Origin of the sequence: Micromonospora sp. HUAS YX12, assembly GCF_040215685.1 — a bacterium.
Lineage (GTDB): Bacteria > Actinomycetota > Actinomycetes > Mycobacteriales > Micromonosporaceae > Micromonospora > Micromonospora tulbaghiae.
On sequence record NZ_CP157974.1, the window covers coordinates 101,544 to 127,763 of the forward strand.

25 protein-coding genes and 1 pseudogene are annotated in these 26,220 nt (G+C 73.5%); 5 read left to right on the plus strand and 21 right to left on the minus strand.

Annotated features, from left to right (window positions below):
* Window positions 1-41 precede the first annotated feature (41 nt).
* The 4 genes from dapA to ABIH81_RS00480 all read right to left on the minus strand — a co-directional run bounded on the left by dapA (window position 42) and on the right by ABIH81_RS00480 (window position 3,854).
* On the minus strand, window positions 42-968 hold the full coding sequence (dapA, locus tag ABIH81_RS00465; RefSeq protein WP_349878428.1) for a 4-hydroxy-tetrahydrodipicolinate synthase: 927 nt from the start codon (window positions 966-968) through the stop codon (window positions 42-44).
* A 52-nt stretch (window positions 969-1,020) separates the two neighbouring features.
* A complete protein-coding gene (thyX, locus tag ABIH81_RS00470) occupies window positions 1,021-1,758 on the minus strand; it encodes an FAD-dependent thymidylate synthase (RefSeq protein ID WP_026268015.1) in 738 nt (245 codons plus the stop codon).
* A 193-nt stretch (window positions 1,759-1,951) separates the two neighbouring features.
* Window positions 1,952-2,494, minus strand: a complete 543-nt coding sequence (locus ABIH81_RS00475) for a DUF2752 domain-containing protein (RefSeq protein WP_349881261.1) — start codon at window positions 2,492-2,494, stop codon at window positions 1,952-1,954.
* Window positions 2,495-2,624: 130 nt separating this feature from the next.
* A complete protein-coding gene (locus tag ABIH81_RS00480; protein WP_349878430.1) occupies window positions 2,625-3,854 on the minus strand; it encodes a crosslink repair DNA glycosylase YcaQ family protein in 1,230 nt (409 codons plus the stop codon).
* A gap of 98 nt (window positions 3,855-3,952) precedes the next feature.
* On the opposite strand from ABIH81_RS00480, the gene ABIH81_RS00485 reads away from it, so the two are divergent.
* Window positions 3,953-4,498 carry a GNAT family N-acetyltransferase gene (locus ABIH81_RS00485; RefSeq protein ID WP_349878431.1) on the plus strand — a complete coding sequence of 182 codons (546 nt, stop codon included), beginning with the start codon at window positions 3,953-3,955 and terminating at the stop codon, window positions 4,496-4,498.
* Here ABIH81_RS00485 and ABIH81_RS00490 read toward each other — a convergent pair.
* Entirely contained in the window at window positions 4,403-5,704 is a 1,302-nt protein-coding gene (locus tag ABIH81_RS00490; RefSeq protein ID WP_349878432.1) for a glycosyltransferase family 87 protein, read from the minus strand. The genes ABIH81_RS00485 and ABIH81_RS00490 overlap by 96 nt on opposite strands.
* Window positions 5,705-5,739: 35 nt before the next feature.
* On the opposite strand from ABIH81_RS00490, the gene ABIH81_RS00495 reads away from it, so the two are divergent.
* Window positions 5,740-6,324, plus strand: coding sequence for a GNAT family N-acetyltransferase (locus ABIH81_RS00495; protein WP_349878434.1), 585 nt, complete (start codon window positions 5,740-5,742; stop codon window positions 6,322-6,324).
* Window positions 6,325-6,670: 346 nt separating this feature from the next.
* On the opposite strand, the gene ABIH81_RS00500 is transcribed toward ABIH81_RS00495, so the two are convergent.
* The 7 genes from ABIH81_RS00500 to truB all read right to left on the minus strand — a co-directional run bounded on the left by ABIH81_RS00500 (window position 6,671) and on the right by truB (window position 14,453).
* Window positions 6,671-7,138 (minus strand): GNAT family N-acetyltransferase, encoded by a 468-nt coding sequence (locus tag ABIH81_RS00500; RefSeq protein ID WP_349878435.1) that lies wholly within the window; start codon window positions 7,136-7,138, stop codon window positions 6,671-6,673.
* 84 nt (window positions 7,139-7,222) lie between these two features.
* Entirely contained in the window at window positions 7,223-7,984 is a 762-nt protein-coding gene (dapB, locus tag ABIH81_RS00505; RefSeq protein ID WP_349878436.1) for a 4-hydroxy-tetrahydrodipicolinate reductase, read from the minus strand.
* Between the two features lie 81 nt (window positions 7,985-8,065).
* On the minus strand, window positions 8,066-9,433 hold the full coding sequence (locus ABIH81_RS00510; RefSeq protein WP_349878438.1) for a pitrilysin family protein: 1,368 nt from the start codon (window positions 9,431-9,433) through the stop codon (window positions 8,066-8,068).
* A 121-nt stretch (window positions 9,434-9,554) separates the two neighbouring features.
* On the minus strand, window positions 9,555-11,939 hold the full coding sequence (locus tag ABIH81_RS00515) for a polyribonucleotide nucleotidyltransferase (protein ID WP_349878439.1): 2,385 nt from the start codon (window positions 11,937-11,939) through the stop codon (window positions 9,555-9,557).
* A gap of 219 nt (window positions 11,940-12,158) precedes the next feature.
* Complete coding sequence (rpsO, locus tag ABIH81_RS00520) at window positions 12,159-12,428, minus strand: 30S ribosomal protein S15 (RefSeq protein WP_013284678.1); 270 nt, start codon at window positions 12,426-12,428, stop codon at window positions 12,159-12,161.
* Window positions 12,429-12,609: 181 nt separating this feature from the next.
* A complete protein-coding gene (locus ABIH81_RS00525; RefSeq protein ID WP_349878442.1) occupies window positions 12,610-13,536 on the minus strand; it encodes a bifunctional riboflavin kinase/FAD synthetase in 927 nt (308 codons plus the stop codon).
* A gap of 32 nt (window positions 13,537-13,568) precedes the next feature.
* A complete protein-coding gene (truB, locus tag ABIH81_RS00530; RefSeq protein WP_349878443.1) occupies window positions 13,569-14,453 on the minus strand; it encodes a tRNA pseudouridine(55) synthase TruB in 885 nt (294 codons plus the stop codon).
* A 108-nt stretch (window positions 14,454-14,561) separates the two neighbouring features.
* Between truB and ABIH81_RS00535 the strand changes: the two genes are divergently transcribed.
* The 3 genes from ABIH81_RS00535 (at window position 14,562) to ABIH81_RS00545 (ending at window position 16,899) form a co-directional block, all read left to right on the plus strand.
* The gene (locus ABIH81_RS00535) at window positions 14,562-15,557 is read left to right on the plus strand and encodes a hypothetical protein (RefSeq protein ID WP_349878445.1); all 996 of its coding nucleotides are present in this window, start codon (window positions 14,562-14,564) and stop codon (window positions 15,555-15,557) included.
* Between the two features lie 28 nt (window positions 15,558-15,585).
* The gene (locus ABIH81_RS00540) at window positions 15,586-15,873 is read left to right on the plus strand and encodes a hypothetical protein (RefSeq protein WP_349878446.1); all 288 of its coding nucleotides are present in this window, start codon (window positions 15,586-15,588) and stop codon (window positions 15,871-15,873) included.
* Window positions 15,874-15,957: 84 nt separating this feature from the next.
* The gene (locus tag ABIH81_RS00545; RefSeq protein WP_349878447.1) at window positions 15,958-16,899 is read left to right on the plus strand and encodes a hypothetical protein; all 942 of its coding nucleotides are present in this window, start codon (window positions 15,958-15,960) and stop codon (window positions 16,897-16,899) included.
* Window positions 16,900-16,905: 6 nt separating this feature from the next.
* On the opposite strand, the gene ABIH81_RS00550 is transcribed toward ABIH81_RS00545, so the two are convergent.
* From ABIH81_RS00550 to ABIH81_RS00590, 9 genes and pseudogenes are all read right to left on the minus strand, one after another.
* Window positions 16,906-18,228, minus strand: coding sequence for an MATE family efflux transporter (locus ABIH81_RS00550; RefSeq protein WP_349878449.1), 1,323 nt, complete (start codon window positions 18,226-18,228; stop codon window positions 16,906-16,908).
* 624 nt (window positions 18,229-18,852) lie between these two features.
* Complete coding sequence (locus tag ABIH81_RS00555) at window positions 18,853-19,062, minus strand: DUF6186 family protein (protein WP_175438725.1); 210 nt, start codon at window positions 19,060-19,062, stop codon at window positions 18,853-18,855.
* Window positions 19,062-19,469 carry a hypothetical protein gene (locus ABIH81_RS00560; RefSeq protein WP_349878450.1) on the minus strand — a complete coding sequence of 136 codons (408 nt, stop codon included), beginning with the start codon at window positions 19,467-19,469 and terminating at the stop codon, window positions 19,062-19,064. The genes ABIH81_RS00555 and ABIH81_RS00560 overlap by 1 nt, the downstream gene beginning before the upstream one ends.
* A 135-nt stretch (window positions 19,470-19,604) precedes the next feature.
* Window positions 19,605-20,636: a bifunctional oligoribonuclease/PAP phosphatase NrnA gene (locus tag ABIH81_RS00565; RefSeq protein ID WP_349878452.1), complete on the minus strand. Its 1,032-nt coding sequence runs from the start codon at window positions 20,634-20,636 to the stop codon at window positions 19,605-19,607.
* Complete coding sequence (gene rbfA / locus ABIH81_RS00570) at window positions 20,633-21,124, minus strand: 30S ribosome-binding factor RbfA (protein ID WP_349878454.1); 492 nt, start codon at window positions 21,122-21,124, stop codon at window positions 20,633-20,635. Before rbfA ends, ABIH81_RS00565 begins: the two co-directional genes overlap by 4 nt.
* Window positions 21,125-21,305: 181 nt before the next feature.
* A complete protein-coding gene (locus ABIH81_RS00575; RefSeq protein ID WP_043325814.1) occupies window positions 21,306-21,599 on the minus strand; it encodes a DUF503 domain-containing protein in 294 nt (97 codons plus the stop codon).
* Between the two features lie 41 nt (window positions 21,600-21,640).
* Complete coding sequence (locus ABIH81_RS00580; RefSeq protein WP_349878456.1) at window positions 21,641-22,684, minus strand: SAM-dependent methyltransferase; 1,044 nt, start codon at window positions 22,682-22,684, stop codon at window positions 21,641-21,643.
* Between the two features lie 82 nt (window positions 22,685-22,766).
* Window positions 22,767-25,781 carry a translation initiation factor IF-2 gene (gene infB, locus ABIH81_RS00585; protein WP_349878457.1) on the minus strand — a complete coding sequence of 1,005 codons (3,015 nt, stop codon included), beginning with the start codon at window positions 25,779-25,781 and terminating at the stop codon, window positions 22,767-22,769.
* Between the two features lie 93 nt (window positions 25,782-25,874).
* Window positions 25,875-26,211: pseudogene (locus ABIH81_RS00590) on the minus strand (YlxR family protein).
* Window positions 26,212-26,220 lie beyond the last annotated feature (9 nt).

Below are 26,220 nucleotides of genomic sequence, written 5' to 3' on the forward strand. Positions count from 1 at the left end.
ATTCTGCGACGCCGTCGCGCGGCGTCCGTCGTGTCGTTGATTCATTCGGGCAGGGGCAGGCCCGCCGCGGCGCAGTCGGCGCGCAGCTGGGCCAGTTCGTCACCGGTGGCGTCGACGAGCGGCGGCCGCACCGGACCGGCCGGGCGACCCTGCGCCCCCAGGCCGGCCTTGACCAGGATCGTGCCCTGGGTGCGGAAGATGCCGGTGTAGAGCGGCAGCAACTGCCGGTGCAGAGCGAGCGCCCGGGCGTTGTCGCCCGCCTCGAACGCCTCGATCATCTGCTTGGTCAGCGCACCGGTGAAGTGGGTGGAGGTGCCGACCACGCCGACCGCGCCCACCGACAGCATCGGCAGGGTGAGCGCGTCCTCGCCGCTGTAGTAGGCCAGGTCGGTGCGGCTGAGCACCTCCGAGGTGGCGAACAGGTCGCCCTTGGCGTCCTTCACCGCGACGATCCGGCCGTGCTCGGCCAGCTTCACGAGCGTCTCGGTGGCGATCGCCACGCCCGCGCGGTGCGGGATGTCGTAGAGCATGACCGGCAGGCCGGTGGCGTCCGCGACGGTGGTGAAGTGACGCAGCAGCCCGGCCTGCGGCGGCTTGTTGTAGTACGGCGTGACCACCAGCAGGCCGTGCGCGCCGGCCTTCTCGGCCTGCGTGGCCAGCTCGACGGTGTGCCGGGTGTCGTTGGTGCCCACCCCGGCGACGATCCGGGCCCGGTCGCCGACCGCCTCGACCACGGTACGGATCAGCGACTCCTTCTCCGCCTCCGTGGTGGTCGGGGACTCGCCGGTGGTGCCGTTGAGCACCAGCGCGTCGTTGCCCTGCTGGTCGACGAGGTATTCGGCCAGCCGGGCGGCGCCGTCGAGATCCAGGCCGCCGTCCGGCGTGAACGGGGTCACCATGGCCGTCATCACTCGCCCGAACGGGCGCGACGCGCCCCGGCTCGGGGCGGCGGAGTGGTCGTGCGTCATGCTCACAACCTAGCGGACGGCCACCGGTGGTCCGGCGGCGAAGGGCGACGAGTCACTCCGCGTGCGGCGACGCTGCCACCTCGGTGCCGTCGGGCAGGGTGGAGATCTCGAAGTCGGCGAAGACGTTCGGCGCGACACCCTTGAGCTGGCGCAGGCACTCGACGGCCAGCTCGCGGATCTCCACGTCGGCGTGCTCGGTGGCGCGCATCTTGACGAAGTGCCGCCAGGCCCGGTAGTTGCCGGTCACCACGATCCGCGTCTCGGTGGCGTTCGGCAGCACCGCCCGGGCCGCCTGGCGGGCCTGCTTGCGGCGCAGCGTCGGGTTGGGCTCGTCGGTGAAGCGGGCCTCCAGCCCCTCCAGCAACTCGGTGTACGCCCGCACCGCCGCGTCGGTGGCCTCGACGAACTTCTTGTGCAGCTCCGGGTCGTCGGCGATCACCGACGGCTCGACCATCGCCGCGTCCCGCTCGGGCACGTAGCGCTGGGAGAGCTGCGAGTAGGAGAAGTGCCGGTGCCGGATCAGCTCGTGGGTGAACGAGCGGGAGACGCCACTGAAGTAGAAGCTCACCGAGCCGTGCTCCAGCACGCTCAGGTGGCCGACCTCCAGGATGTGCGCCAGGTAACCGGCGTTGGTGGCGGTGGCCGGATTCGGCTTCTTCCAGCTCTGGTAGCAGGCCCGGCCGGCGAACTCGGCGAGCGCCTGCCCGCCGTCGGCGTCGGTGGACCAGGGCACCTCTTCAGGCGCCTGGAACTGGGTCCACGCGATCAACTTGACCTGGGGCTGAACCATCTCCGGCATTCCAGCGACTGTAGTTGGCTCGCGCCCGCCGCGGAAATCGGGCACGCAGCCGACCAGCAGGCGCTCCGGCTCTCGAGATCTTGGCAGGAAATGGCGCTCATAGGGGCGCTACGCATCCAAGATCTCCTCTGGTCCCGCTTTGCGGGACTTTGATCCCGGATAGCGGAAGCGCTCCGGCGGGAGGCTAGACGTAGAGCGAGGTGAAGGGAGCCCAGGGGAGGTTGCGGGCCACCGAGAAGACCGCCCAGGCGGCCAGGAACATGCCGACGACCTTCGGGCTGAACTGGATCTCGGGGAGCTTCCACCCGAACGCCCGGTTGCCGGCCCAGGCCACGAAGAGCCAGGTCAGGAACGGCAGCGCGAAGACGAACAGGAAGTGGTGGCGGGCGGCGGCGGGCAGGTCGGCGTGCAGCACGTACCAGAGCGCGCGGGTGCCACCGCAGCCCGGGCAGTCCAGCCCGGTCGTGAGCTTGAGCAGACAGGTCGGCGCGGCGTCCGGGTCGCTCCGGGTCGGGTCGCTGATCAGCGCGTACGCCATGCCGATGCCGACGCAGCCGAGCGCGGCCAGCGGCACCGCCCAGCGCGGGGCGCGGGCGTGCAGGCGCATCACCATCCGGGTGAACCGGTCGGTCTCGACCGGCTGGTACGCCACCGGGTAACCCCCCGGCCAGGGCGCTCCGGGCGCTCCGGCGTGCGCGAACGACGGCACCGAGGCGTGCGCGTGCACCTCGGCGTCCGACGGCAGCCCGGCGGGAGCGTGCGACGGCGATCCGGACTCCGGCTGCGCGTGCCCGTGCGGGTGGGGCTCGGGGTGCGGGTCGGGCGCGGTGGCAGGCCGGTCAACGCTCGTCACGCGCTCACCGTACACCGGCCACGCCCACCAGCGCGGCGGCCAGCGGCCCCGCCAGGTCGCCGGCGGCGGGCGGGGCGACCGCGTCCAGGCCGAGCCAGCCGGCGAGCCGGTACAGCTCGGCGGCGAGCGCCACGGCGGTCTCCCCCGGGTCGGCGCCCGGCTCGACCCAGGCGGCGGGCACCAGCAGCGCCCCGGCCTTCCGGTCGGCCTTCAGGTCGACCCGGGCGGTGAAGCGCTCGCCCTGGCGGAACGGCAGCACGTAGTAGCCGTACACCCGCTGGGGCGCCGGCACGTAGATCTCGATCCGGTAGGTGAACCCGAACAGCCGCTCGGTGCGCGCCCGCTCCCAGACCAGCGGGTCGAACGGGCTGACCAGCGTGTTGCCGCGTACCCAGCGGGGCAGCCGGGCGTCCGCGTGCAGGTAGGCGGGCTGCCGCCAGCCCTGCACCGTGACCGGAGTCAGCTCGCCCGCCTCGACCAGCTCGGCCACCGCCCGCCGCGCCCCGGCGACCGGCAGCCGGAAGTAGTCGCGCAACTCCGGTTCGGCGGCCACGCCGAGCGAGCGGGCGGCCATCGAGACGAGCGTGCGGTGTGCCTCGGCGTCGGCCGGGGTGGGCGCGTCCAGCACGGCGGCCGGGAGCACCCGCTCGGGCAGGTCGTAGCGGCGGGCGAACGAGTTGGTGCGGTCGGCGGCGGTGACCTCGCCGGCCCAGAACAGGAACTCCAGCGCCCGCTTCACGGCCGACCAGTTCCAGCCCCAGTTGCCGGTCTCCCGTGGCGCGTCGTGCTCGATCTCGGCCGCGGTCAGCGGCCCCCGCGCGGCCACCTCGTCGCGGACCCAGGCGACCAGCCCGGGCTGCTCCTCGGCGATCCGGCGCATCCCGCCCCACGCCTCGTCGCGGGCCTTGGCCATCCGCCAGCGCAACACCGGGTGCAGCCCCACCGGCACCAGCGACGCCTCGTGCGCCCAGTATTCGAACAGCTCGCGCGGGCGGCGGTAGGCGGCGGTGTCCAGCAGCGCCGTCGGGTACGGCCCGAGCCGGCTGTAGAGCGGCAGGTAGTGCGCCCGCTGGAGCACGTTCACCGAGTCCATCTGGATCAGCCCGACCCGGTCGAGCACCCGGCGCAGGTGCCGCCGGGTGGGCACGCCGGTGGGCGCCGGGTCGGCGAAGCCCTGGGCGGCCAGGGCGATCCGGCGGGCCTGGGCGAGGGAGAGCGATTCCGGTACGGCCATCGTCGGCGACCCTAATCCACCGGTACGACACGACGCCGGACGCGCCGGGCCGGGAGCGGCGGCTGGACCGAGCGCCCGGCGGGGCATAGAACGGACAGGTGCTCACCATTCGCCGGGAGGAACCGGACGACGCCGAGGCGATCGCCCGGGTGCACGTCCACGGCTGGCAGGCCGGTTACGCCGGGATCATGCCCGAGGAGGTGCTGAGCCGGCTGAACCCCCGCGCCTGGGCGCAGCGCCGCCGCGACCTCGGCACCGCCGACCCGGAGCACCCGTTCACCACGCTCGTCGCCGAGGACGGCGGCACGGTCGTCGGGTTCACCACGTTCGGGCCGTACCGGAACAACCAGGACCGCGGCGACCTCGACCCGGCGCACGGCGAGTTGCTGGCGATCTACCTGGAGCCGGCGCACTGGGGCTCGGGCGCCGCCCGGACGCTGCTCGCGGCGGCCCGCGACGGCCTGGCCGAGCGGGGCTGGACCGCGTACCGGCTCTGGGTGCTCGCCGACAACGCCCGGGCCCGCCGCTTCTACGAGCGGGCCGGGCACCTACCGGACGGCGAGGAGTCCACCTACCCGGTGCCGCTGCACGGCGGACGCGCCCCGATCCTGCTCCGCGAACTGCGGTACACCGCCGGAAGCTGACCCGGCCGGCACGGCCCCGGGACGCTCACCGCCCGTCGGCGTGGGCCGGCGGCGGATCGGCAGCCCGAGCAGCAACGCCAGGCTGATCCACACGTACGTGTTGCTGCCGAGGAAACCGTCCACGCCGGTGAAGTCCTTCTCCCAGGACCAGACGATCCGGCTGCACAGCAGCGCGTACCCGATCGACGCGGCGGCCAGCAGCAGACGGCGCCGGCGGCTGCGCGCGGGCGCCGCCATGCCGTTGTCGACGAGCAGGATCAGCCCGGGCAGCAGCCAGACCAGGTGGTGCACCCAGGTCACCGGGCTGACCAGGCACATCACGGCGCCGGTGAGCGCCAGGCCGGTGGCCTCGTCGCCGGCGGCCACCGCCGCCCGCGAACGCCACGCCCACACCACGAGCGTCAGGAGTACGAGCACCAGCCAGGCGATCGTGCTCGGGTGCTGCGGGTCGAGCCGGGCCACCACTCCGCGCAGCGACTGGTTGGAGACGAACGCCAGCTCACCGACCCGGTCGGTGTTCCACAGCGCCTCGGTCCAGAACTCCCGGGAGGCGTCTGGGAAGAGACCGGCGGCCACGAGCGTGGCGACGGCGGCCGTGCCGACAGTGGTCAGCGCGGCCCGCCAGCGGCCGGTGACCAGCAAATAGACGATGAAGATGCCCGGCGTCAGCTTGATCGCGGTGGCCAGGCCGATGCCCACGCCCGCCCAGCGGCTGCGTGCCGGCAGCAGCCACAGCAGGTCCACCGCCACCAGGAACAGCAGCAGCATGTTGACCTGGCCGAAGTTGACCGTCTCGCGCATCGGCTCGTACGCGGCAGCCAGGCAGAGCGCGACCGCGAGGGCGAACCAGCGGGTCCAGCCGGACCGGCGGGCCACCGGGTCCAGCAGCCGCCAGATCACCACGGCGCTGGCCAGCACCGTCAGTGTCACGCTCACCACGATCGCCGCACTCCACGGCAGGTACGCCATCGGCAGCATCACCAGCGCGGCGAACGGCGGGTAGGTGAAGCCGTACTGCGTGCCGGGGCGCAGGAAGTCGTAGATCTCCCCGCCGTCACGCGCCCAGTAGGTCAGCGCGCCGTAGTAGACCTGGAGGTCGAAGAAGCCGTGCCGCACCGCCGCCACGGAGAGGAACACGGTGACCGCCGCGGCGAGCGCCACCACGGCGACGACCTGCGCGATCGTCCGCCCGGCACCCTGCGCCACCGTCACCCTCCTCGCCCTGCGTAGGCTCACGTGCCATGGCTGCAGGCTACGTCCGGCCCGCGCGTCCCGAGGACGCCGGTGAGATCGCACGCATCCAGCTCGCGACCTGGCGGGTCGCGTACCGCCGGATCCTGCCCCGGCACGTGCTCGACAACCTCGACGAGGCGTACCTCGCGCGGCGGTGGGGCGCGGCGGTGCAGGAGCCGCCCTCGGGCGCGCACCGGGTGCTCGTCGCCGTCGAACAGGCGGCGCAATCCTATCTGGTGGGGTTCATCGCCTCCGGTCCGGCCGATGCCGACGCGCTCGCCCCCGACGAGCCGGCCGAGGCGCTCGGCTCGGGCGTCGCGGCGGTCACGGACCTGCTGGTCGAGCCCCGGTGGGGGCGGCGCGGGCACGGCAGCCGGCTGCTCGCCGCGGCGGTCGACCACTGGCGCGCCGACGGTCTGACCCGGGCGGTGGCGTGGGCGTTCGACGCCGACGCGGCGACCCGGAAGTTCCTCGGCTCGACCGGCTGGGAGCCGGACGGGGCGGCCCGCGCGCTGGACGTGGACGACATGCTGGTCCCCCAGCTCCGGCTGCACGTGGCCGTCCCGGCAGAAGGTGTGCCGGCGCAGCGATGAGTTTCCGCCCGGTCGCCGGTCTGACCCCTGACGGGAGAGACCGGCGGTCCCGGCACGGGGCGGGACCGCCGGCCGCCGGTCATCCCTTGTCCGCGCCCTCGTTGGCGCCGCGCACGAAGTAGCGCTGGAAGATCACGAACAGCACCGCCACCGGGATCGTGGCCAACAGCGCCGCGCCGAGCTCAGCGGATACTGCGGACGTCGGGTCGCCCGCGCCCGGAACCGGTGGTGATCAAGGGGTTTGTGTCGGGCGGGACGTCGGAACCGGACGCGAACCCCTTGGTCATCGACCGCAGGTTGGGCCGGGCAGGGCCTCGGCGCGGCAGGGCAGGGGCCTGAGGCGGAGTCAGGGGGTGGAGAGTTCGGCTACCAGTTCGTCGTCCTCGCGGGCGCCGGTGGGGCGGAAACCCAGGGAGGTGTAGAGGGCGGCGGCAGCGGTGTTCTCCGGGTGGTAACTCAGACGGATCGGCTGGCCCGCCTCGGCGAGCCAGTCCGCGAGCGTCCGCACGGTGGCGCGGCCCAGGCCGCGGCCCTGCTCGGCGGCGTCGATCACCATGCCGCCGATCCACCGCGACCCGTCGTCGTCCACGCCCCACATGACGTGTCCCGCAACGGTCTCGTCGGCGTAGACGGCCAGCGAGTTCCAGACGTCTGAGCGCTCGGTGAGCAGCAGGTAGCGGGCGGCCAGCGCGGCCACGAAGGCACGCTGGTCGTCACGCGGCGCGACGTCCGCCACCGCCCGCCAGTTGTCGTCGTCGACCGGGCGCAGCGTCACCCGGCGGCCGAGGCGGTCGGAATGTCCGAAATCGATCATGGAAATAGCCTAGTTCTACGCCGCCGACCAGGCAAAACGGTTTCCCGCAGCAGCCCGGGGCCACCGTGCGGCGTCCGCCCCCGCTCAGTCGAGCAGGGCGTCCAGGCCGACGGTGAGACCGGGCCGGCGACCCACCTCCCGGACCGCGAGCAGCACGCCGGGCATGAACGACACCCGGTCGTACGAGTCGTGCCGGATGGTCAGCGTCTCACCGGTGGTGCCGAACAGCACCTCCTGGTGGGCGACCAGGCCGGTGGCGCGTACCGCGTGCACGCGTACCCCGTCGATGTCGGCGCCGCGGGCACCCGCCACCTCGTCGCGGGTGGCGTCCGGCGCGGGCGCCAGGCCGGCCTCGGCGCGGGCGGCGGCGATCAGCCGGGCGGTGTGGGTGGCGGTGCCGCTCGGCGCGTCCAGCTTGCGCGGGTGGTGCTGTTCGATGATCTCGACCGACTCGAAGTAGCGGGCGGCGCGCGCCGCGAACTGCATCATCAGCACCGCGCCGATACCGAAGTTGGGGGCGATCACCACGCCCACGCCGGGCCGGTCGGACAGCCACTCCCGCACCTGGGCGAGCCGCTGCTCGGTGAAGCCGGTGGTGCCGACCACCGCGTGCACGCCGTGCTCGACGCACCAGCGCAGGTTGTCCATGACCGCGTCCGGGGTGGTGAAGTCGACGACCACCTCGGCGCCCGCCTGCGCCAACGCGTCCAGATCGTCGCCCTGGTCGACGGCCGCGACCAGCTCCAGGTCGGCGGCGGAGTCGACCGCCTTGCAGACCTCCATGCCCATCCGGCCCCGGGCGCCCAGCACACCGACCCGGGCCACCGCGTTCTGCTGCTCAGTCACGGGCCACAACCTATCCCAGCCCGCACGGCGGGGTGCGGCGGACCGCACCGCCGCCCGGCATCCGGCGGGCCCGGCCGCCGCTCAGCGGCCGACGGTGAAGCTGCCCTCGTCGAACGGGCCCACCACGGCCAGCGACATCGGCCGGCTGAGCAGCTCGGCGGCGAGCGCGTTCACGTCCGCGAGCGTCACCGCGTCCACCCGCGCGAGCAGGTCGTCGACCGGCATCAGGTTGCCGTAGAGCAGCTCCCCCTTGGCGAGCCGGCTCATCCGCGAGCCGGTGTCCTCCAGCCCGAGCACGAACGAGCCCTTGCTCATCCCCTTGCCCCGGGCCAGCTCGGCCTCGGTGATCCCCTCAGCGGCGACCCGCGCCAGCTCCGCGCGGGTGAGGTCCAGTACCTCGTCCACCTTGCCGGGCGCGCAGCCGGCGTAGACGGCGAACACGCCGCTGTCGGCGTACTGGCTGGCGTAGGAGTAGACCGAGTACGCCAGGCCGCGTTGCTCCCGGATCTCCTGGAACAGCCGGCTGGACATGCCGCCGCCGAGCACGTTGTTCAGTACGCCGAGGGCGAACCGCCGCTCGTCGGTGCGGTCGATCCCCGGGCAGCCGAGGATGACGTGCGCCTGCTCGGTCTCCTTCGGCTCGACGAGCGTGGTGGCCGGCTTGGTGCGTACCGTCGGGGTGGCCCGGCGGTGCGGCGCCGGCGACGCCGGGTCGGTGTCCAGCGGGGTGCCGCGCAGCGCCTGCCGGACCAGCTTGACCACGGCGGCGTGGTCGAGGTTCCCGGCGGCGGCGATCACGATCTGCGGCGCCGTGTAGCGGCGGCGGTAGAAGCCCTGGATCTGCCGCCGGGTCATCGGCGTGACCGTCTCCTCCGTGCCGGAGATGAGCCGGCCCAGCGGGTGGTCGCCGTAGACGGCGCGGGCGAACAGGTCGTGCACCTCGTCGCCGGGCTCGTCGTCGTGCATGGCGATCTCTTCGAGGATGACGCCGCGTTCGGTCTCCACGTCGGCGGCGGTCAGCACCGAGTCGGCGACCAGGTCGCACATGACGTCGATGGCCAGCGGCAGATCCTCGTCGAGCACCCGCGCGTAGTAGCAGGTGTATTCCTTCGTGGTGAAGGCGTTGGTCTCGCCGCCCACGGCCTCGATCTGCGCCGAGATCTCCAGCGCGCTGCGCTTGTTGGTGCCCTTGAACAGCAGGTGCTCCAGGAAGTGCGCGGCGCCGGCCTGGGAGCCGGTCTCGTCGCGGGAGCCGACCGCCACCCAGATGCCGAACGACACGCTGCGCATCGCCGGGACCGCCTCGGTGAGCACCCGCAGCCCGCTGGGCAGCACGGTACGGCGGACGGTGCCGCCGAGCGGGTCCTCGCTGAGCGTCCGGGTGATCGCGCGGGCCGCCGAACCGGTCGACGCCACCCCCCGTCCCGTCGAGGCGACTGACGAACTCACGAGAACCTGCTCTCCGGATGACGAGGAACGGCGGGACGTACGACGGCTCCAGCTCGCGCAGGCGACCTGGAGCCGTGGGCCGGCCCGGGTGACGCGGACGTCACCCGGGCCGGTCGGTGGATCAGCTGTGCCGGGTCCGGCGGCGCGGGCGGGACTCGCCGCCACCCTCGCCGCCCTCGGAGCGACGCTCGCCACCCTCGGAGCGACGCTCGCCACCCTCGGAGCGACGCTCGCGGTCACCCCGGTCACGCGGGCCGCGGTCGCCGCCGCGGTCCCGGCCCGACGGACGGTCGCCGCCGCCGGCCCCGCCCTCGGCCGGCGCCTCGGCGCCCTCCGGGCGGATCTTGTCCAGGTAGATCTTGCCGCGGGCGTCGATGTCCGCGATCTCGACCTCGACCTTGTCGCCGACGTTGAGGAAGTCCTCGACCTTCTCGACCCGCTTGCCGTCGCCCACCTTGGAGATGTGCAGCAGGCCGTCGCGGCCCGGCAGCAGCGAGATGAAGGCGCCGAACGCGGCGGTCTTCACCACGGTGCCGAGGAACCGCTCCCCGACCTTGGGCAGCGTCGGGTTGGCGATCCCGTTGATCCGGTCCACCGCGGCCTGGGCCGCCGGCCCGTTGGTCGCGCCGACGTAGATCGTGCCGTCGTCCTCGATGGAGATCTCGGCGCCGGTCTCGTCCTGGATCGCGTTGATGGTCTGGCCCTTCGGGCCGATCACCATGCCGATCTTGTCGACCGGGATCTTGACCGTGGTCACCCGCGGCGCGTAGTCCGACATCTCGGCCGGCGCCTCGATGGCCCGCTGCATCACGTCGAGGATGGTCTGCCGGGCCTCGTGCGCCTGCTGGAGCGCGGCGGCCAGCACGTCCGACGGGATGCCGTCCAGCTTGGTGTCGAGCTGCAGCGCGGTGACGAAGTCCCGGGTGCCGGCGACCTTGAAGTCCATGTCGCCGAACGCGTCCTCGGCGCCGAGGATGTCGGTCAGCGTCACGTACTGGGTCTTGCCGTCGACCTCGTCGGAGATGAGGCCCATGGCGATGCCGGCCACGTGCGCCTTCAGCGGCACACCGGCCGAGAGCAGGCCCAGCGTCGAGGCGCAGACCGAACCCATCGAGGTGGAGCCGTTGGAGCCGAGCGCCTCGGAGACCTGCCGGATGGCGTACGGGAACTCCTCGCGCGAGGGCAGCACCGGGATCAGCGCCCGCTCGGCGAGCGCGCCGTGGCCGATCTCGCGCCGCTTCGGCGAGCCGACCCGGCCGGTCTCACCGGTCGAGTACGGCGGGAAGTTGTAGTTGTGCATGTAGCGCTTGCGGTTCTCCGGGGACAGGGTGTCCACCATCTGCTCCATGCGCAGCATGTTCAGCGTGGTGACGCCCAGGATCTGGGTCTCGCCGCGCTCGAACAGCGCCGAGCCGTGCACCCGCGGCAGCACGCCGACCTCGGCGGTCAGCGGACGGATGTCGCGCGGGCCGCGGCCGTCGATGCGGACCTGCTCGCGCAGCACCCGGTTGCGGACCTCGGACTTGGTCAGCGAACGAAACGCGGCGGAGAGCTCCTTCTCGCGGCCCTCGAACCGGCCGGCCAGTTCCTCGGCGACCTTGGCCTTGATCCGGTCCAGGGCCTCCTCGCGGTCGGCCTTGCCGGCGATCTTCAGCGCCTCGGCGACGTCGGCGCGGGCCACCTCGGCCACCGCGTCGTACACGTCGTCCTGGTAGTCCAGGAAGATCGGGAACTCGGCGACCGGCTTGGCGGCCACCTCGGCCAGCTCGCTCTGCGCCCGGCACAGCTCGCGGATGGCCGGCTTGGCGGCCTCCAGGCCGCTGGCCACGATCTCCTCGGTCGGCGCGGTGGCGCCGCCCGAGATCAGGCTCACGGCGTTCGGGGTGGCCTCGGCCTCGACCATCATGATCGCGACCTCGCCGTCCGGCAGGGTGCGGCCGGCCACGACCATGTCGAAGGTGGCCCGCTCCAGCTCCTCCAGGGTCGGGAAGGCGACCCACTGGCCGTCGACGTGCGCGACCCGGGTCGCGCCGATCGGGCCGGAGAACGGCAGGCCGGAGAGCTTGGTCGACATCGACGCGGCGTTGATCGCCACCACGTCGTACGGGTGCTGCGGGTCGAGCGCCAGCACGGTCTCGACGACCTGGACCTCGTTGCGCAGGCCCTTGACGAACGACGGGCGCAGCGGCCGGTCGATCAGCCGGCAGGTGAGGATGGCGTCCTCGCTGGGCCGGCCCTCACGGCGGAAGAACGAGCCGGGGATCCGGCCCGCGGCGTACATCCGCTCCTCGACGTCCACCGTCAGCGGGAAGAAGTCGAACGACTCGCGCGGCTGCTTGCCGGCCGTGGTGGCGGAGAGGACGACCGTCTCGCCGAGCTGGGCGACGACGGAGCCGGCGGCCTGGCGGGCCAGGCGGCCGGTGGAGAAGGTGATCTCACGGGTGCCGAAGGCCCCGTTGTCGATCACCGCGGTGCGGGATTCGGTGCCGAGGTTGGTCTCGGTCATGTGCTGTGGTGCTCCTTCGCATCGTCGGCCGACGACACGGGAACTGCTCAGGCGGCCGGTCTTCGATCGAAGCGCCCGGGGTGGCCGGCATCGTGCCGGGGTTCCCGGGGGCCACTACCGGAGACCGGTGCTGACCGGCTCCCTCTCGGGTGTCGCGCGGCCGGGTTCTTCGGTGGTACTGCAACGGGGGAGCGGCCAGGCGGCCACTCCCCCGTCAGGTCATCGGCGCAGGCCGAGCCGCTCGATGAGCGACCGGTAGCGGTTGATGTCCTTCTTCTGGACGTAGTTGAGCAGCCGGCGGCGCCGGCCGACCAGCAGCAGCAGCCCACGGCGGCTGTGGTGGTCGTGCTTGTGCACCTTCAGGTGCTCGGTGAGCTCAGCGATCCGCTTGGTCAGGACCGCGACCTGCACCTCGGGCGAGCCGGTGTCGCCCTCGGCGGTCGCGTACTCCTGGCGGATCTTGGCCTTGGCTTCCTGGTCGAGCGCCATGTTCTCCCTGTTTCGTGGGTCATTCGATGAGGTCCGGAGCGGTCGTGGTGACCGGTGCAACGGACCGGTTCCTCGCACCCGCGGCGTCGTGCAGGCACGCGAGGCCCCCGTCGGTCAGCCGACGTCTCCGCCAGCCTACCAGCCCTCGGGCCGGACGGCCGGTCAAGGTCGCCGAAGCGGGTCAGAGCACCGCCCGGCGGGTGCGCTCCACGTCCTCGGCGATCTGAGCCACCAGCGGCTCGATCGCGTCGTATGTCCGCTGCTCACGCAGGTGCGCCACGAAGTCCAGGGCCAGCCGCTCGCCGTACAGGTCGCCGGTGAAGTCCAGCGCGTACGCCTCCACCCGCCGCTCCCGGCCGGAGAACGTCGGGTTGGTGCCGATCGACACCGCCGCCGCCAGCGGTTCGCCGTCGCGGCGTACCAGGCGAGCCGCGTAGACGCCGTCGGCCGGCACCGCCGCGTACCTGTGGGTCAGCAGGTTGGCGGTGGGGTAACCCAGCTCACGTCCGCGCTGGTCGCCGCGGACCACCACGCCCTCGACCCGGTGCGGCCGGCCGAGCGCCGCGGCTGCCGCGCCCACGTCGCCCGCGTCGACGCAGGACCGGATGTACGTGGAGGAGAAGACGGTCCCCGCCTCGGCGACCAGCGGCGCCCCCTCGACGGCGAAGCCGAAGGTACGGCCCAGGCGCTCCAGCAGCGGCACGTCACCGGCCGCCCGGTGCCCGAAGCGGAAGTTGTCGCCGACCACCACCAGCGCGGCGTGCAGGTGCGCGACCAGCACGTCGTGCACGAACGCCTCGGGTGGCAGCCGGGAGAAATCGACTGTGAACGGCACCACGCAGAGCACGTCCACGCCGAGCGCCTCGATCAGCTCGGCCTTGCGGGCCGGCTCGGTCAGCACCGCCGGGTGCGAGCCGGGGCGTACCACCTCGGCCGGGTGCGGGTCGAACGTCACCACCACCGACTTGACGCCCAGCTCCCGGGCCCGCGCCACGGCGTGACCGATGGTGGCCTGGTGCCCCCGGTGCACGCCGTCGAAGACGCCGATGGTGACCACCGAGCGTCCCCAGCCGCCGGGCGCCGCCTCGTACCCCCGCCACCGCTGCATGCCGTTCCTCCCCCTGTCCGCCCGCGTGCCGTTCAGGCCGGGGCCAGCACGATCTCCGCGCGGGCCCGGCCGTCCCGCTCGCTGACGATAGCGATCAGCCCGCCCGCCGGGTCGAAGACCGCGTACGGCCCGGTGATCCCGGCCGGCGCCAGCGGCCCGCCGTGGGACAGCACCCGGGCCTCGTCGGCGGTGGCGTCCCGGCGCGGGAAGAACCGCGCGGCGGCGGCGTCCAGCGGCAGGTTCACCACGTCCGGCGCGCGCTGTTCGAGCTGGTCGAGCGTGGCCGCCTCGGCCAGCGTGAACCCGCCCACGGCGGTCCGGCGCAGCGCGGTGAGGTGACCGCCGACGCCGAGGGCCGCGCCTGCGTCGCGGGCCAGCGCCCTGATGTACGTCCCGGACGAGCAGGTCACGTCCACGTCCACGTCCACCACGTCCGGGACGTCCCGGCGGATCGCGCGCACGTCCAGCCGCGACACGGTGACCCGCCGGGCGGGCAGCTCGACCGCCTCGCCGTCACGGACCCGCTTGTACGCCCGCTGCCCGTTGATCTTGATGGCGCTGACCGCGCTCGGCACCTGGTCGATCTCGCCGGTGAGGGCGGCCAGCGCGGCGCGTACCCCGTCGTCGGTGACCGCGCCGGCCGGGGTGGTCGCGACCACCTCGCCCTCGGCGTCGTCGGTGACCGTGGCCTGTCCCAGCCGGATCGTCGCGGCGTAGCTCTTGCCGGCGCCGATCACGTACGTGAGCAGCCGGGTCGCCCGGCCCACCCCGATCACCAGGACGCCGGTGGCCATCGGGTCGAGCGTGCCGCCGTGGCCGACGCGGCGGGTACGGGCCAGCCGCCGGATGCGGGCCACGACGTCGTGCGACGTCATGCCGCCTGGCTTGTCGACCACGATCAGACCGTCTGTGCTCACGACCGCCAAGCCTGCCAGACGGCGGTGATCGGCCCTGCGGGGGATACCGCCCAGCTTCGGCGGGGTGTCAAGATCGTGCGCCCCCGCCCCGTCTGCCCGGGAAGCCCGATGACCGATCACCGCTCCGCCCCCGACCCCTACCCCACCGGCCGAGTGCCGGAGGACGAGCTGGGACGGGTGCCCGAGTGGCTGCGCCAGCCCGCGCCCGAGGTGGCGCCCGGCCGCGCGGACCGCCTGCGGATCGCACTCGGCGGGCACTCCGGCAAGCTGCTCGGCGGCGTACTCGTGCTGGTGCTGCTCGCGTTCTTCGGGCTCGTCGGGGGCCTGGGCTACCAGGGCTTCCAGCGCTGGCGCGGGCCGGCCGCCGAACACCCCACCGTGAGCCTGCCGGTCGGTGAGCAGGCGTCCTCGTCGGCCTCTCCACCGCCGGCCGCCGGCCCGTTCGACGGCACCCCGGCGGCCGGCTTCCCGGAGGGTGCGGCCGGGATCGCGCTGCCCCGGGCCAAGCGGACCGGCCCGTTCACCGACAAGCAGGTGGCCGACACCCTGACCCGGGTACGCAAAGCCCTGGTCACCGCCCGGCTGGACCGCACGTTCTTCACCGCGAAGGATCCGGAGCGCCTGGTCCGCCAGTTCGCCCCGGACGCGCGCGCCGACCTGCGCGACGACTTCCCCACCGGCGAGGCGGGCACCTACGCGACCCGGCTGGCCCCCGGCGCCCGGCTCACCGCCGACCAGCCCCGGGTCAAGGGGCGGGTCAGCTACCGCGCGACGAAGGACTCCCAGGGCATCCGCCTGCTGGAGGTGACGACGAACTTCGTCTGGGCCTACGCGTTCCCCACCGCGAGCACCGAGCCGGGCGACGGTGTCGTGGTGGTGCACGACACGGTGGTGTGGAGCGTGGCGCACCCGGACGACGTGGACCGCAGCTCGGCCGGGCTGTGGATCGACAAGGCCGACTCGTACGCCTCCAACATCGACTGCGCGGCGTTCGACAAGGGCCTGCTCGCGCTCGGCAAGCCGTCGTTCGGCGGGCCGGCCGACCCGGACCCGGAGGCCGTCTTCGACCCGGACAAGACGGTCGACCTGCCGGACACCTGCTGACCCGTTCGCCTCGTCCCGGGAGCCACCGATGCCCTCACCACCCCACCGCGCCCGGGTCGACCTGCCCGAGTGGATGCGCCATCCGGAGCCGCCGCGCCGGACGCTCGGCCGCCGTCTGTCCGGCCTCGTCGACCGCGTACCGGCGCTGGCGGCGGCACGCCGCCGGATGTGGGCGTGGCGGGGCCGGAGCCGGTTCGGCGACCGGCACCCGGCGCTGGCCGCGATCGGTTCGTTCGTGTTCGTCGCGGTGACCGCGACGCTGCTCGTCGTCGGCACGCTCTGCCTCGCGTGGGCGATCCGCCACCAGCGGATCTGACCGGCACGGAGAGGGACAGCGGGATCGGGCGTCCGGGTGCAATGATCATGCGCCCGCTGCCCCTGCACCCCTCTGGAACGCCGCATGAGCACCGAACCCGGGACCACCCCACCCGAGCCGGACCCCTACGCCGTCGCCTCCCGGGGCGAGGAGATCCGGTTGCCGAGCTGGATGACCGGCGCGGACGCGGACGTCCCGCTGACCCGTGCCGAGCGCTTCCGCATGGTCTGGTCCCGGCAGCGCGGCAAGCGTCACGTCGCGCTCGTGGTGGTGCTCGCGCTGGTGCTGATCGTCGGCACGGCCGTGCTCGGCCGGGTCACCGTCGACCGGGTACGGTCCGGAACCGCCGCCGCGGCCTCGGCCGGGGCCAGCCCGTCGCCGGTTCCGCTCAGCCGGGTCGGCGAGCCGCGCGACCTGTTCGCGGGCACCCTCGGCGCGGACTTCGCGATCGGGGAAGCCGGGATCGTCCTGCCGCAGGCCACGGCGCGGCCGCCGTTCACCGCCCGCGAGGTGGCCGCGGCACTCGCCCAGGTCAGGGCCGCGCTGATCCAGGCTCGGCTCGACCTGTCCATGATCCTCGGCGACACGGAGCCGTTCCTGGCACTGCTCGCGCCTGCCGCGCGCGCTCAGCTGCGTACCGACTTCGAGGACTCGTCGTTCCTGAACTACGCCACCCGGATCGGCTCCCAGGACCGCGCGGACGAGATCCGGGTCCAGGGCGAGATGCGCTACCGGGCCGTCACCGGCGACGACGGCCGGCCGATCCTGCGGATCACCACAGAGTACGTCTGGATGTACGCGTTCGACGTGCCACGGACGGCACCGGGCCGGGCCGGGATCGCCACCATCCGCGACCGGGTCGTCTGGGAGGTTCCCCGCTCCGAGGGGTTGCCCGCGGCGCAGCGCGGGCTCTGGCTCGTCTCCGCGCAGGCGAGCACGAACAACGTCGACTGCGCCCGGCTGGGCGAGGGCTTCTTCGTGGTCGAGCGGTGGATGGGCGGCCCCGGTTCGTACCAGCCCTGCTGACCGGCGTCAGCGGACCGCGCCGACCACCGCCCACGCGCCCGAGCGCATCCGCAGCAGCAGGCCGGCCAGCCGCAGCACCACGAACAGCGTCAGCCCGGCCCAGATCCCGCCCAGCCCGAGATCGAACCCGTAGGCCAGCCAGATCGCCGGCAGGAACCCGCCGAACGCACACACGATGGTGAGGTTGCGCAGGTAGCGCACGTCGCCCGCGCCGATCAGCACCCCGTCGAGCGCGAACACCACGCCGCCGATCGGCTGGAGCGCGACGAACCAGGGCCAGGCCGTCATGGCCTGCTCGCGTACCTGCGGATCGGAGCTGAACCACGACGGCACCACGCCGGCACCGGCGGCGATGAGCACCGCGAAGGCCACGCCGCATAGCCCGCCGAACAGCGCGACGCGGCGGGCCACGAACCGCGCGCCGGCCGCGTCGCCGGCGCCGAGCGCGGCGCCGACCAGCGACTGCGCGGCGATGGCCAGCGCGTCGAGCACCAGCGTGGTGAAGAACCACAGTTGTACGGCGATCTGGTGCGCGCCGACCGCGGCGGCGCCGAATCGGGCCGCGACGGCGGTCGCGGACAGGAAACTGGCCTGGAACGCCACGCCCCGCACGAGCAGGTCCCGGCTGAGCACGAGCTGCTGACCGATCACCCGGGGCCGGGGGCGCAGCGAGACCCGCTCGCGCACGAGCGCCGCCGCGAACAGCACCCCGGAGAGCGTCTGCGCGATCGCGTTCGCCACCGCCGAGCCGACCAGGCCGAGCCCGGCCGGGTAGACCAGCAGCGGGCAGAGCAGCGCGGAGAGCAGGTTCGGGCCGAGCACGAACAGCAGCGGGCGGCGGGTGTCCTGGATGCCGCGCAGCCAGCCGTTGCCGGCGGCGGCGAGCAGCAGGCCGGGCGCGCCGAGCGCCGCGATCCGCAGCCATCCGGCGGCGGCGTCGGCCACCTCGCCGGGGCCGCCGACGAGGGTACGCGCCAGCGCGCCGCCGCCGATGCCGATGGCGACCGCCACCAGCACTCCGGTGGCGAGCGCGAGCCAGGACGCCTGGACGCCCTCGGCGACCGCGGCGGCCCGGTCCCCCGCCCCGAAGCGGCGGGCCGAGCGGCCCGTGGTGCCGTACGCGACGACGGTGCCGACCCAGGCGGTGAGTGTCATGACCGTGCCGCCGACGGCGAGCGCGGCCAGCGGCACCCGGCCGAGGTGACCGACCACCGCGGTGTCGACCAGGACGTAGAGCGGCTCGGCGGCCAGCACCACGAGGGCGGGCAGCGCGAGCGCGGCGATCCGCCGCGGCGAGGCGGTGACGGCGGGGGCGGGAGTGGTGCTCATCGCCGCCGATCCTGGCACGCCCCCGGTAAGGTCCGCAAGGCAGGGGACTACTTACGTACGTCGGCCAGGAACCGGGCCGTGGGTAGCGGCGTGCGGGGCGGCGATGCGCCCCGAGCGGCGGTGACGTCGGCGTCGGGCCGGGGTGTGGTCCTCGGGCCCGGCCGGCGTCACCGCCGGACGGCGTACGTCACTGACGGGTGTCCATCGAGGTCTGCAGCGCGCGGCGCATCTGCTCGCGCGCCTCGTCGGTGGTGGTCTCGGTCTGCGGCTTGCGCTTGCTGGGCATCTGAGGTCCTTCCAGGGTGCGGACCGCCGGGACGTGGCGGTCCTACGGGCGCCCGGCGCTCCGGCTCGGCGCGACGACGGGTCGCGCCGCGACCGGGAGTCGTCGGCGGCTGAGCGCCCGGCAGCGGTCCGGGATCACCGGAGCGGCTCGCCTGGCAGCGGGAGCCCGGGTCGGTTCCGACCCTGGAGGGAGGCGAGGCCGGGTGCGGCACCACCGCCCGTGACCAGCGCCGCGAAGCGCCGGTCCCGCACCCAAATTAACGTTCACTTTCCAGATACTGCCCACTGTTCCCGAAATGCGGAAAGATCAACGTCGTCGTCCCGGCCCGGCGAGGGCGGTCAGCGGGCCAGGAAGTGCCAGCCCAGCCACCACCAGAAACCGAACAGCCCGATCCGGCCGACCGGGACCGGGCCCACCTCGTACCGCATCACGAACGCGCAGACGTCGGCCAGCGACGGGATCCGCGACCCCTCCCGGCGTGCGGCCCACTCGACGACGGCGAACAGCACGATCGAGACTCCGAACCCGCCGATCGCCAGTGCCCGCATCATCGGCGCACCAGTCCCCAGAACGCGGACAGCCACGCGAACCAGGCCGCCGAACGGGCCAGGTTGTCCTCCAGCAGCGGATCGGCCAGCCGGGAGAAGGTGGGGAAGTCGTCACCCGCCGCCATCACGAACGTCGCCCCCTCGAAGACCCCGAAGACGGTCACCGGGACCAGCCACCAGAGCGTGACCGACGGCAGCCGGCGCGGCGCCGGACGCCGGGGCACCCGGTTGTTCAGGCCGACCCAGATCAACCCCCCGCCGGTGGTGAGGATGTAGAGGTTCGCCGCGGTCGAGAAGGACGGCATCTGGCCGCCGACCAGAGAGAGGCAGATCAGCACCGGCACGGAGACGACCGGCCGGTCCCAGGCCCGGGGCGCCTCGACGGTGAGCTCACGGGGATGATCCATCACCCGATTGTCCCCACCGTCACGGACGGCGGAAAGGCTGGCACGCCTCGTAATCCCCGGAAAGCCGCGGATCAGCTCACCCGTCGGATCGCCGCCGCGCCTCGGCGCGACGGAAATCTAGGGGCAATCCATCCCTTAACGGGCTACCGCGAGTTCGGCGCGGATCCGGCCGACCACCTCGTCGAGCGCTCCCCGGCCGGTGAAGCCGGCGGCGAACCGGTGCCCGCCGCCGCCGAGCGCCACCGCCACCCGGCTCACGTCCACAGCGCCCTTGCTGCGCAGCGACACCGCCCACTCGGCCTCGCCGGCCTGCTTCACCACGCAGCTCACGTCCGCCTCGGCGGTGCAGCGCACCGAGTCGATCAGCGCCTCCAGCACGTACGCGGGCTGGTCGTGGCGGACCAGGTCGTCGTGGGTGGCGTACGTCCAGACGAGGCCGTGCCCGGCGGCGGCCGCCGGTTCCAGCGTGGCCCGGCCGAGCACCTCGCCGAACAGGCGGACGGCGCCGAACGGGCGGGTGTCGAAGATCCGCCGGGAGATGTCACCGGGCCGGATGCCGGTGGCGACCAGACGCGCGGCCATCTCGTGCACGGCCGGGGTGGTCGCCTCGAAGCGGAACGAGCCGGTGTCGGTGGTCAGCGCGACGTACAGCCCGGTCGCCATCTCCGCGTCCAGCGTCACGCCGAGCCGGTCCAGCAACTCCAGCGCGACCACCGAGGTGGCGGCGGCGTGCGGGTCGACCAGGCTGATCCGGCCGAACCCGCTGTTCGAGGCGTGGTGGTCGAGCACGAGCGACGTGCCCGCCGTCTCCAGCCGGTCCACCAGGTCGCCCAGCCGGGACTCGCTCGCCGCGTCGAAGCAGATCACCAGGTCCGGAGCCGGGTACGCGTCGTCCTGCGGCACCAGCAGGTCCACGCCGGGCATCCACCGGAACGGCTCGGGCACCTCCGGCGGGCCGGGGAAGGTGGCCTGGAGATCGCGTACGCCGAGCCGGCGCAGGCCCAGCCCGAAGCCGAGCATGCTGCCCAGCGCGTCCCCGTCCGGGTTCACGTGGCAGATCAGCAGCACCCGCGCGTCGGCGGGGAGATCGCGTACCGCCGCGACGGCGGCCGCCCATTCGGTCTCGGTGGGCCCGGCCGGCGCGCCACCCGCGGCGGCCTCGGTCACCGGCGCTCGCCGGCGCGCGGCTCGTCGTCGTCCTCGTCCTGGGCCGGGGCGTCCTCGCCGTCCTCGTCGTCCTCCTCGACCCGGTACGGCTGGGCGTCGCCCGCGTACGAGGACGTGGCGGCCAGCCGCTGCACCTCGGCGTCGGCGGTACGCGCGGCGGCGAGCAGGTCGTCGATGTGCTTGACCTGGTCCTGCACGTCGTCCAGGACGAAGGTCAGCGTCGGCGAGTGCCGCAGCCCGAGCGCCTTGCCGACGGTGCTGCGCAGCATGCCCTTGGCGCTCTCCAGCGCCGCGGCGGTGCTCGCCTGGGCCGCCGCGTCACCGAGCACCGTGTAGAAGACGGTGGCGTCGCGCAGGTCCGCGGTGATCCGGGCGTCGGTGATCGTGATCATGCCGAGCCGGGGATCCTTGATCTGGCTGCGCACCAACGACGCGACGAGTTCCCGGATGCGCTCCGCGTGCCTGCGTACCTTGGCCGGATCCGACATGTCCCCCACCTCCGGGATCACCTTTACCAATGACGACGCCGGATCACCAGGCGATCCGGGCCGTCGGCCGGAGACGACGGGCGCGTGGGCGCCGCCGGGTCCGACCGCCCAACGCTGAAGAACACTACCCGCGCCCGGCCGGACGTCGCGCGGCACGGCCGGAGTGCCACGCGACGGGCCGTCAGTCGTCCTCGCCGTGCAGACGACGGCGCACCGACAGCAGCTCGGTCTCCGGGCGGGCGGCGACCAGCCGCTCGCAGGAGTCGAGCACCTCGCGGACGTGGGCCGGCTCGGCGGCCACCACGGCCACCCCGATCTCGGCCCGGCCGTGCAGGTCCAGCGCCCCCACCTCGGCGGCGGAGACCTCGAACTTGCGCAGCGCGGCGACGATCGGCCGGACGTAGGACCGCTTGGCCTTCAGGGACCGGGAGTCACCCGGGAGCAACAGGTCGAACAGCGCGGTTCCGGTATACACGGCGAGCAACGGTACGCCGGGCGGCGCAACCCGGCACGCGATTAAGGCGCGACCGCCACCAGCACGTCCCGCTCGATCGCCTGGTCGACCCGGTGTGCGAAGTCACCGAAGCCGGGGCCGTCGAGCACGCGCAGACCGGCGTCGGCCAGCACCGCCTCCGCCTGCGCCCGCGGCGCCACGTGGGTGTTCCAGGACAGCCCGAGCGCGCCGCCCGGACGCAGCAGCTCCCGCCACACCGGCACGGCGGCGGTGAGCAGCTCCAGCGGGCTGCGGGACAACCCCTGATCGGTACGGCTGCCGTGCGCCACCCCGTACGGCGCGTCGGTGACGATCACGTCGGCGCAGCGGGCGCGCAACGCCTCGCGGGCCCGGGTGGTGTCGGTGTTCAGCACCGTGACCCGCTGGGTGGCCCCGGCCCGGTGCTCGTCCCGCGACGGCGCGAGCACCGCCTCGAACCGCCGGGCCACCAGCTTGCGGTCCCGGCGCACCGACGTCGACTCGGCGGTGTGCTTGAGCCGCTTGCGGCGCAGCCAGGTGCGCAGGAACGCCGCGTACGCCTCCACGTCCTGACTGTCACGCTCGATGCCGATGCCGTCGTAGCCGTACATCAGCGCCTGGTTGAGCGTGGTGCCCCGGCCGCAGAGCGGGTCCAGCACCACCACCGGCCCGTCCAGCATCCGCGGCGCGGCGGCGGAGGCGAGCACCGTGACGTTGAGCAGCAGCCGGGTGAACTGCTCGTTGGTCTTGCCGGCGTACTTGGGAATGGTGATCAGGTCGGAGTCGTACCGGGCCAGCGGGCGCAGCGGCACCGGCCGGAGCAGGTCGTCGCCGACCCGCTCGAACAGCGCGTACGCCGCCGACAGGTTCGCCAGGTGGGCCAGGTCCCGCTCGCCCAGCCCGGGTCCGGGGGTGGTGAACGTCAGGTACTCCACGCCGCCGATCCGCGTCACCTCCGCGTCGGCCGGTACGACGCCGAGCACACCGGAGCCGGCGAACACGGCCAGTTCGGCGCGGGCCAGCCGGGCCGCCGCGTCGGCGTAGACGCGGTTGGCGGAGGGGGCGAGGAGCAGTGCGTACCGGATCACGCCGGAGATTGTCGCAGCCTGCGGAAACGGCGACGGCCGGGGCCCGAAGGCCCCGGCCGCCGGCCGGTCGTACGCGTGGTTCTCAGGCGCGCGGCTTCTCGCGCATCTCGAACGTCTCGATGACGTCGCCGACCTGGACGTTGTTGTAGCCGCCCAGCGTCAGACCACACTCGAAGCCCTCGCGGACCTCGGTCGCGTCGTCCTTGAACCGCTTCAAGGAGCTGATCGTGAGGTTGTCCGCCACGACCGCCCCGTCCCGCAGCAGCCGCGCCTTGGCGTTGCGGCGGATGAGGCCGGACCGGACGATACAGCCGGAGATGTTGCCGATCTTGGACGAGCGGAAGACGTCGCGGATCTCCGCGGTGCCCAGCTCGACCTCCTCGTACTCCGGCTTGAGCAGGCCCTTGAGCGCGGCGTCGATCTCCTCGATGGCCTGGTAGATGACGGTGTAGTACCGGATCTCCACGCCCTCGCGGTCGGCCATCTCGCGGACCTTGTTCGAGGCCCGCACGTTGAAGCCGATGATCGTGACCGCCTCGGACGAGGCGCTCGCGAGCATGACGTCGCTCTCGGTGATCGCGCCCACGCCCCGGTGGATGATCCGAAGCTGGACCTCCTCCGGGATGTCGAGGTTGAACAGCGCGTCCTCGAGCGCCTCCACGGAACCGGAGACGTCGCCCTTGAGCACCAGGTTGAGCGAGGTCTTCTCGCCCTCCTTGAGCTGCTCCATGAGCGTCTCGAGAGTGGCCCGGCCACGGGAGTTGGCGAACGACGCCGCCCGCCTCCGCGCCTGCCGCTGCTCGGCGATCTGCCGCACGGTGCGGTCGTCCTCGGCGGCCAGGAAGGTGTCACCCGCACCCGGCACCGTGGTCAGACCCAGCACCATGACCGGACGGGCCGGACCGGCCGAATCGACCGGCTTGCCGTTCTCGTCCAGCATGGCCCGGACCCGGCCGTGCGCCCCACCGGCGACGATCGAGTCACCGGCACGCAGGGTGCCCTTCTGCACCAGCACGGTCGCCACCGCGCCACGGCCCTTGTCCAGGTGCGCCTCGATCGCGACACCCTGCGCCGGCCCGTCGATCGGAGCGGTCAGCTCCAGCGACGCGTCGGCGGTCAGCAGCACGGCCTCGAGCAGTTCCTCGATGCCGATGCCGGGCTTGGCCGCCACGTTGACGAACATGGTTTCGCCGCCGTACTCCTCGGCGACCAGGCCGTACTCGGTCAGCTGCTGGCGGACCTTGTCCGGGTTCGCCTCGGGCTTGTCGACCTTGTTGACCGCGACCACGATCGGCACGTCCGCCGCCTTGGCGTGGTTGAGCGCCTCGATGGTCTGCGGCATGACGCCGTCGTCGGCCGCGACCACCAGGATCACGATGTCCGTGACCTGGGCACCACGGGCACGCATGGCGGTGAACGCCTCGTGACCCGGGGTGTCGATGAACGTCACCGCGCGGTCCTCGCCCTCGTGCGGGACGTGGACCTGGTAGGCGCCGATGTGCTGGGTGATGCCACCCGCCTCGCCGGCCACCACGTTCGCCTTGCGGATCGCGTCGAGCAGCTTGGTCTTACCGTGGTCGACGTGACCCATGACGGTCACCACCGGCGCACGGCTGACCAGGCGGTCCTCCGCGACCTCGGCGTCGAGGTCGATGTTGAACTGCGCGAGCAGCTCGCGGTCCTCGTCCTCCGGGCTGACGATCTGCACGTCGAAGCCGAGGTGCTCACCCAGCAGCTGCAGGGTCTCGTCGGAGCACGACTGGGTCGCCGTCACCATCTCGCCCAGGTTGAACATCTCCTGGACCAGCGAACCCGGGTTGGCGTTGATCTTGTCGGCGAAGTCCGACAGCGAGGCGCCACGGGACAACCGGACGACCTGACCCTGACCGCGGGGCGCGCCCGAGGACATGGTCGGGGCCGACAGGTTGTCGAACTCCTGTCTGCGCTGCTTCTTGGACTTGCGACCGCGGGTCGGCCGGCCACCCGGACGCCCGAAGGCACCCGCCGCGCCACCGCCACGGCCACGGCCACCGCCGCCGGGACGGCCACCGCCGCCGACCGGACCACCCGGACGGAAACCACCGCCGGGGGCACCGCCACCGCCACCGGGACCGCCACGGTAGCCACCGCCACCGCCGCCACCACCGGGACCGCCACGGTAGCCACCGCCACCGCCGCCACCACCGGGTCCACCGCGGTAGCCACCGCCACCGCCGCCACCACCGGGGCGACCGGCGCCGCCGCCGGGTCCACCACGACCGCCACCGGGGCCGCCGCCGGGGCGGCCGGTGGTCGGGCGCTGGCTCGGCATCGAGGCCGGGCTCGGCCGCGGCGGCATCGACGCCGGGCTGGGCCGCGGCGGCATGCCGGACGGGCTGGGACGGGGACCGCCCGCACCGGCGGCCGGGGGCCGCTGCTGCTGGCCGCCCTGGATACCGAACGGGTTGTTACCGGCGCCGCGCGCCGGCGGACGACCGCCGGGCCGGGCACCGGGGCCCTGACCCTGACCCGGACCGCCGGGACGACCGGCGGCCGGGGAACCCGGACGCGGCGGCATGGCGTTCGGGCCGGGCCGCGGACCGGGGCGGGGACCGCCCTCGGCCGGAGGCTCCCGGCGTACGGTCTCGCGCTGCTGCTGGCGGGCGGCCTGGGCGGCCTTGACCGCGGCCTCCTGCTCAGCCTTGAGCGCGGCGGCACGCGCCTCGGCGGCCGCCACTTCGATGTCGTGCGCGCTCGCCGGCTTGGCGACCGGGGTCGCCGGCTGCGGCGGGCCGGGGACCGGGCCCTTGGGCTTCGGTCCAGGGGTCGGCGCGGCCGGCCGCCGGGGCGGCATCGGCCTGGCCGAGACCCGGGGGGCACCCGGGGTCGGGGTGGGCGTCGGGGTCGGTGCCGGGCCACTGGGCGCGGCAGCCGGCGGGCCGGCTGGCGCCGACGAACCGGCTACGAACGCGCTACGCAGCCGCCGGGCGACGGGCGCCTCGACGGTGCTGGACGCGGACTTCACGAACTCGCCCATCTCCTTGAGCTTGGCGAGAACGGTCTTGCTTTCGACCCCGAGCTCCTTGGCAAGCTCGTGTACGCGGGCCTTTCCTGCCACTGCACTCCTCACTCCGAGGTCGTGCGGGCAGCACCCGCAGCGACCTCACTCCTGCACTTGAAGCCTGGTCATTTCAGGGACTTCATCGTGTGCTCATGTCGGTCGTCCTACCTTGCTAGCGACCCTCGACCGGACGGGCTTGACCGGTCGTCGGGGGTTGCGCGTCGACGTGCTCCGCAAGCGCACCGTGGTCGGGAACCCCGGTGAGGCGCAGTGCCCGCCCGAAGGCGCGACGCCGCACCGCCTGCGCGAAGCAGGCCGGATCAGGGTGCATGTTCGCTCCCCGACCCGGCAGTCTGCGGGCCGGATCGGGCCGGAGGCTGGTGTGACCAGCCTCGTCACCGATCGCGACGACCCGCAACAACTCGCTGGCCGGCGCTCGTTTCCGGCAGCCCACACAGGTGCGCTCCGGCAGCGCGCGTCGTACCACTGAGAAAGT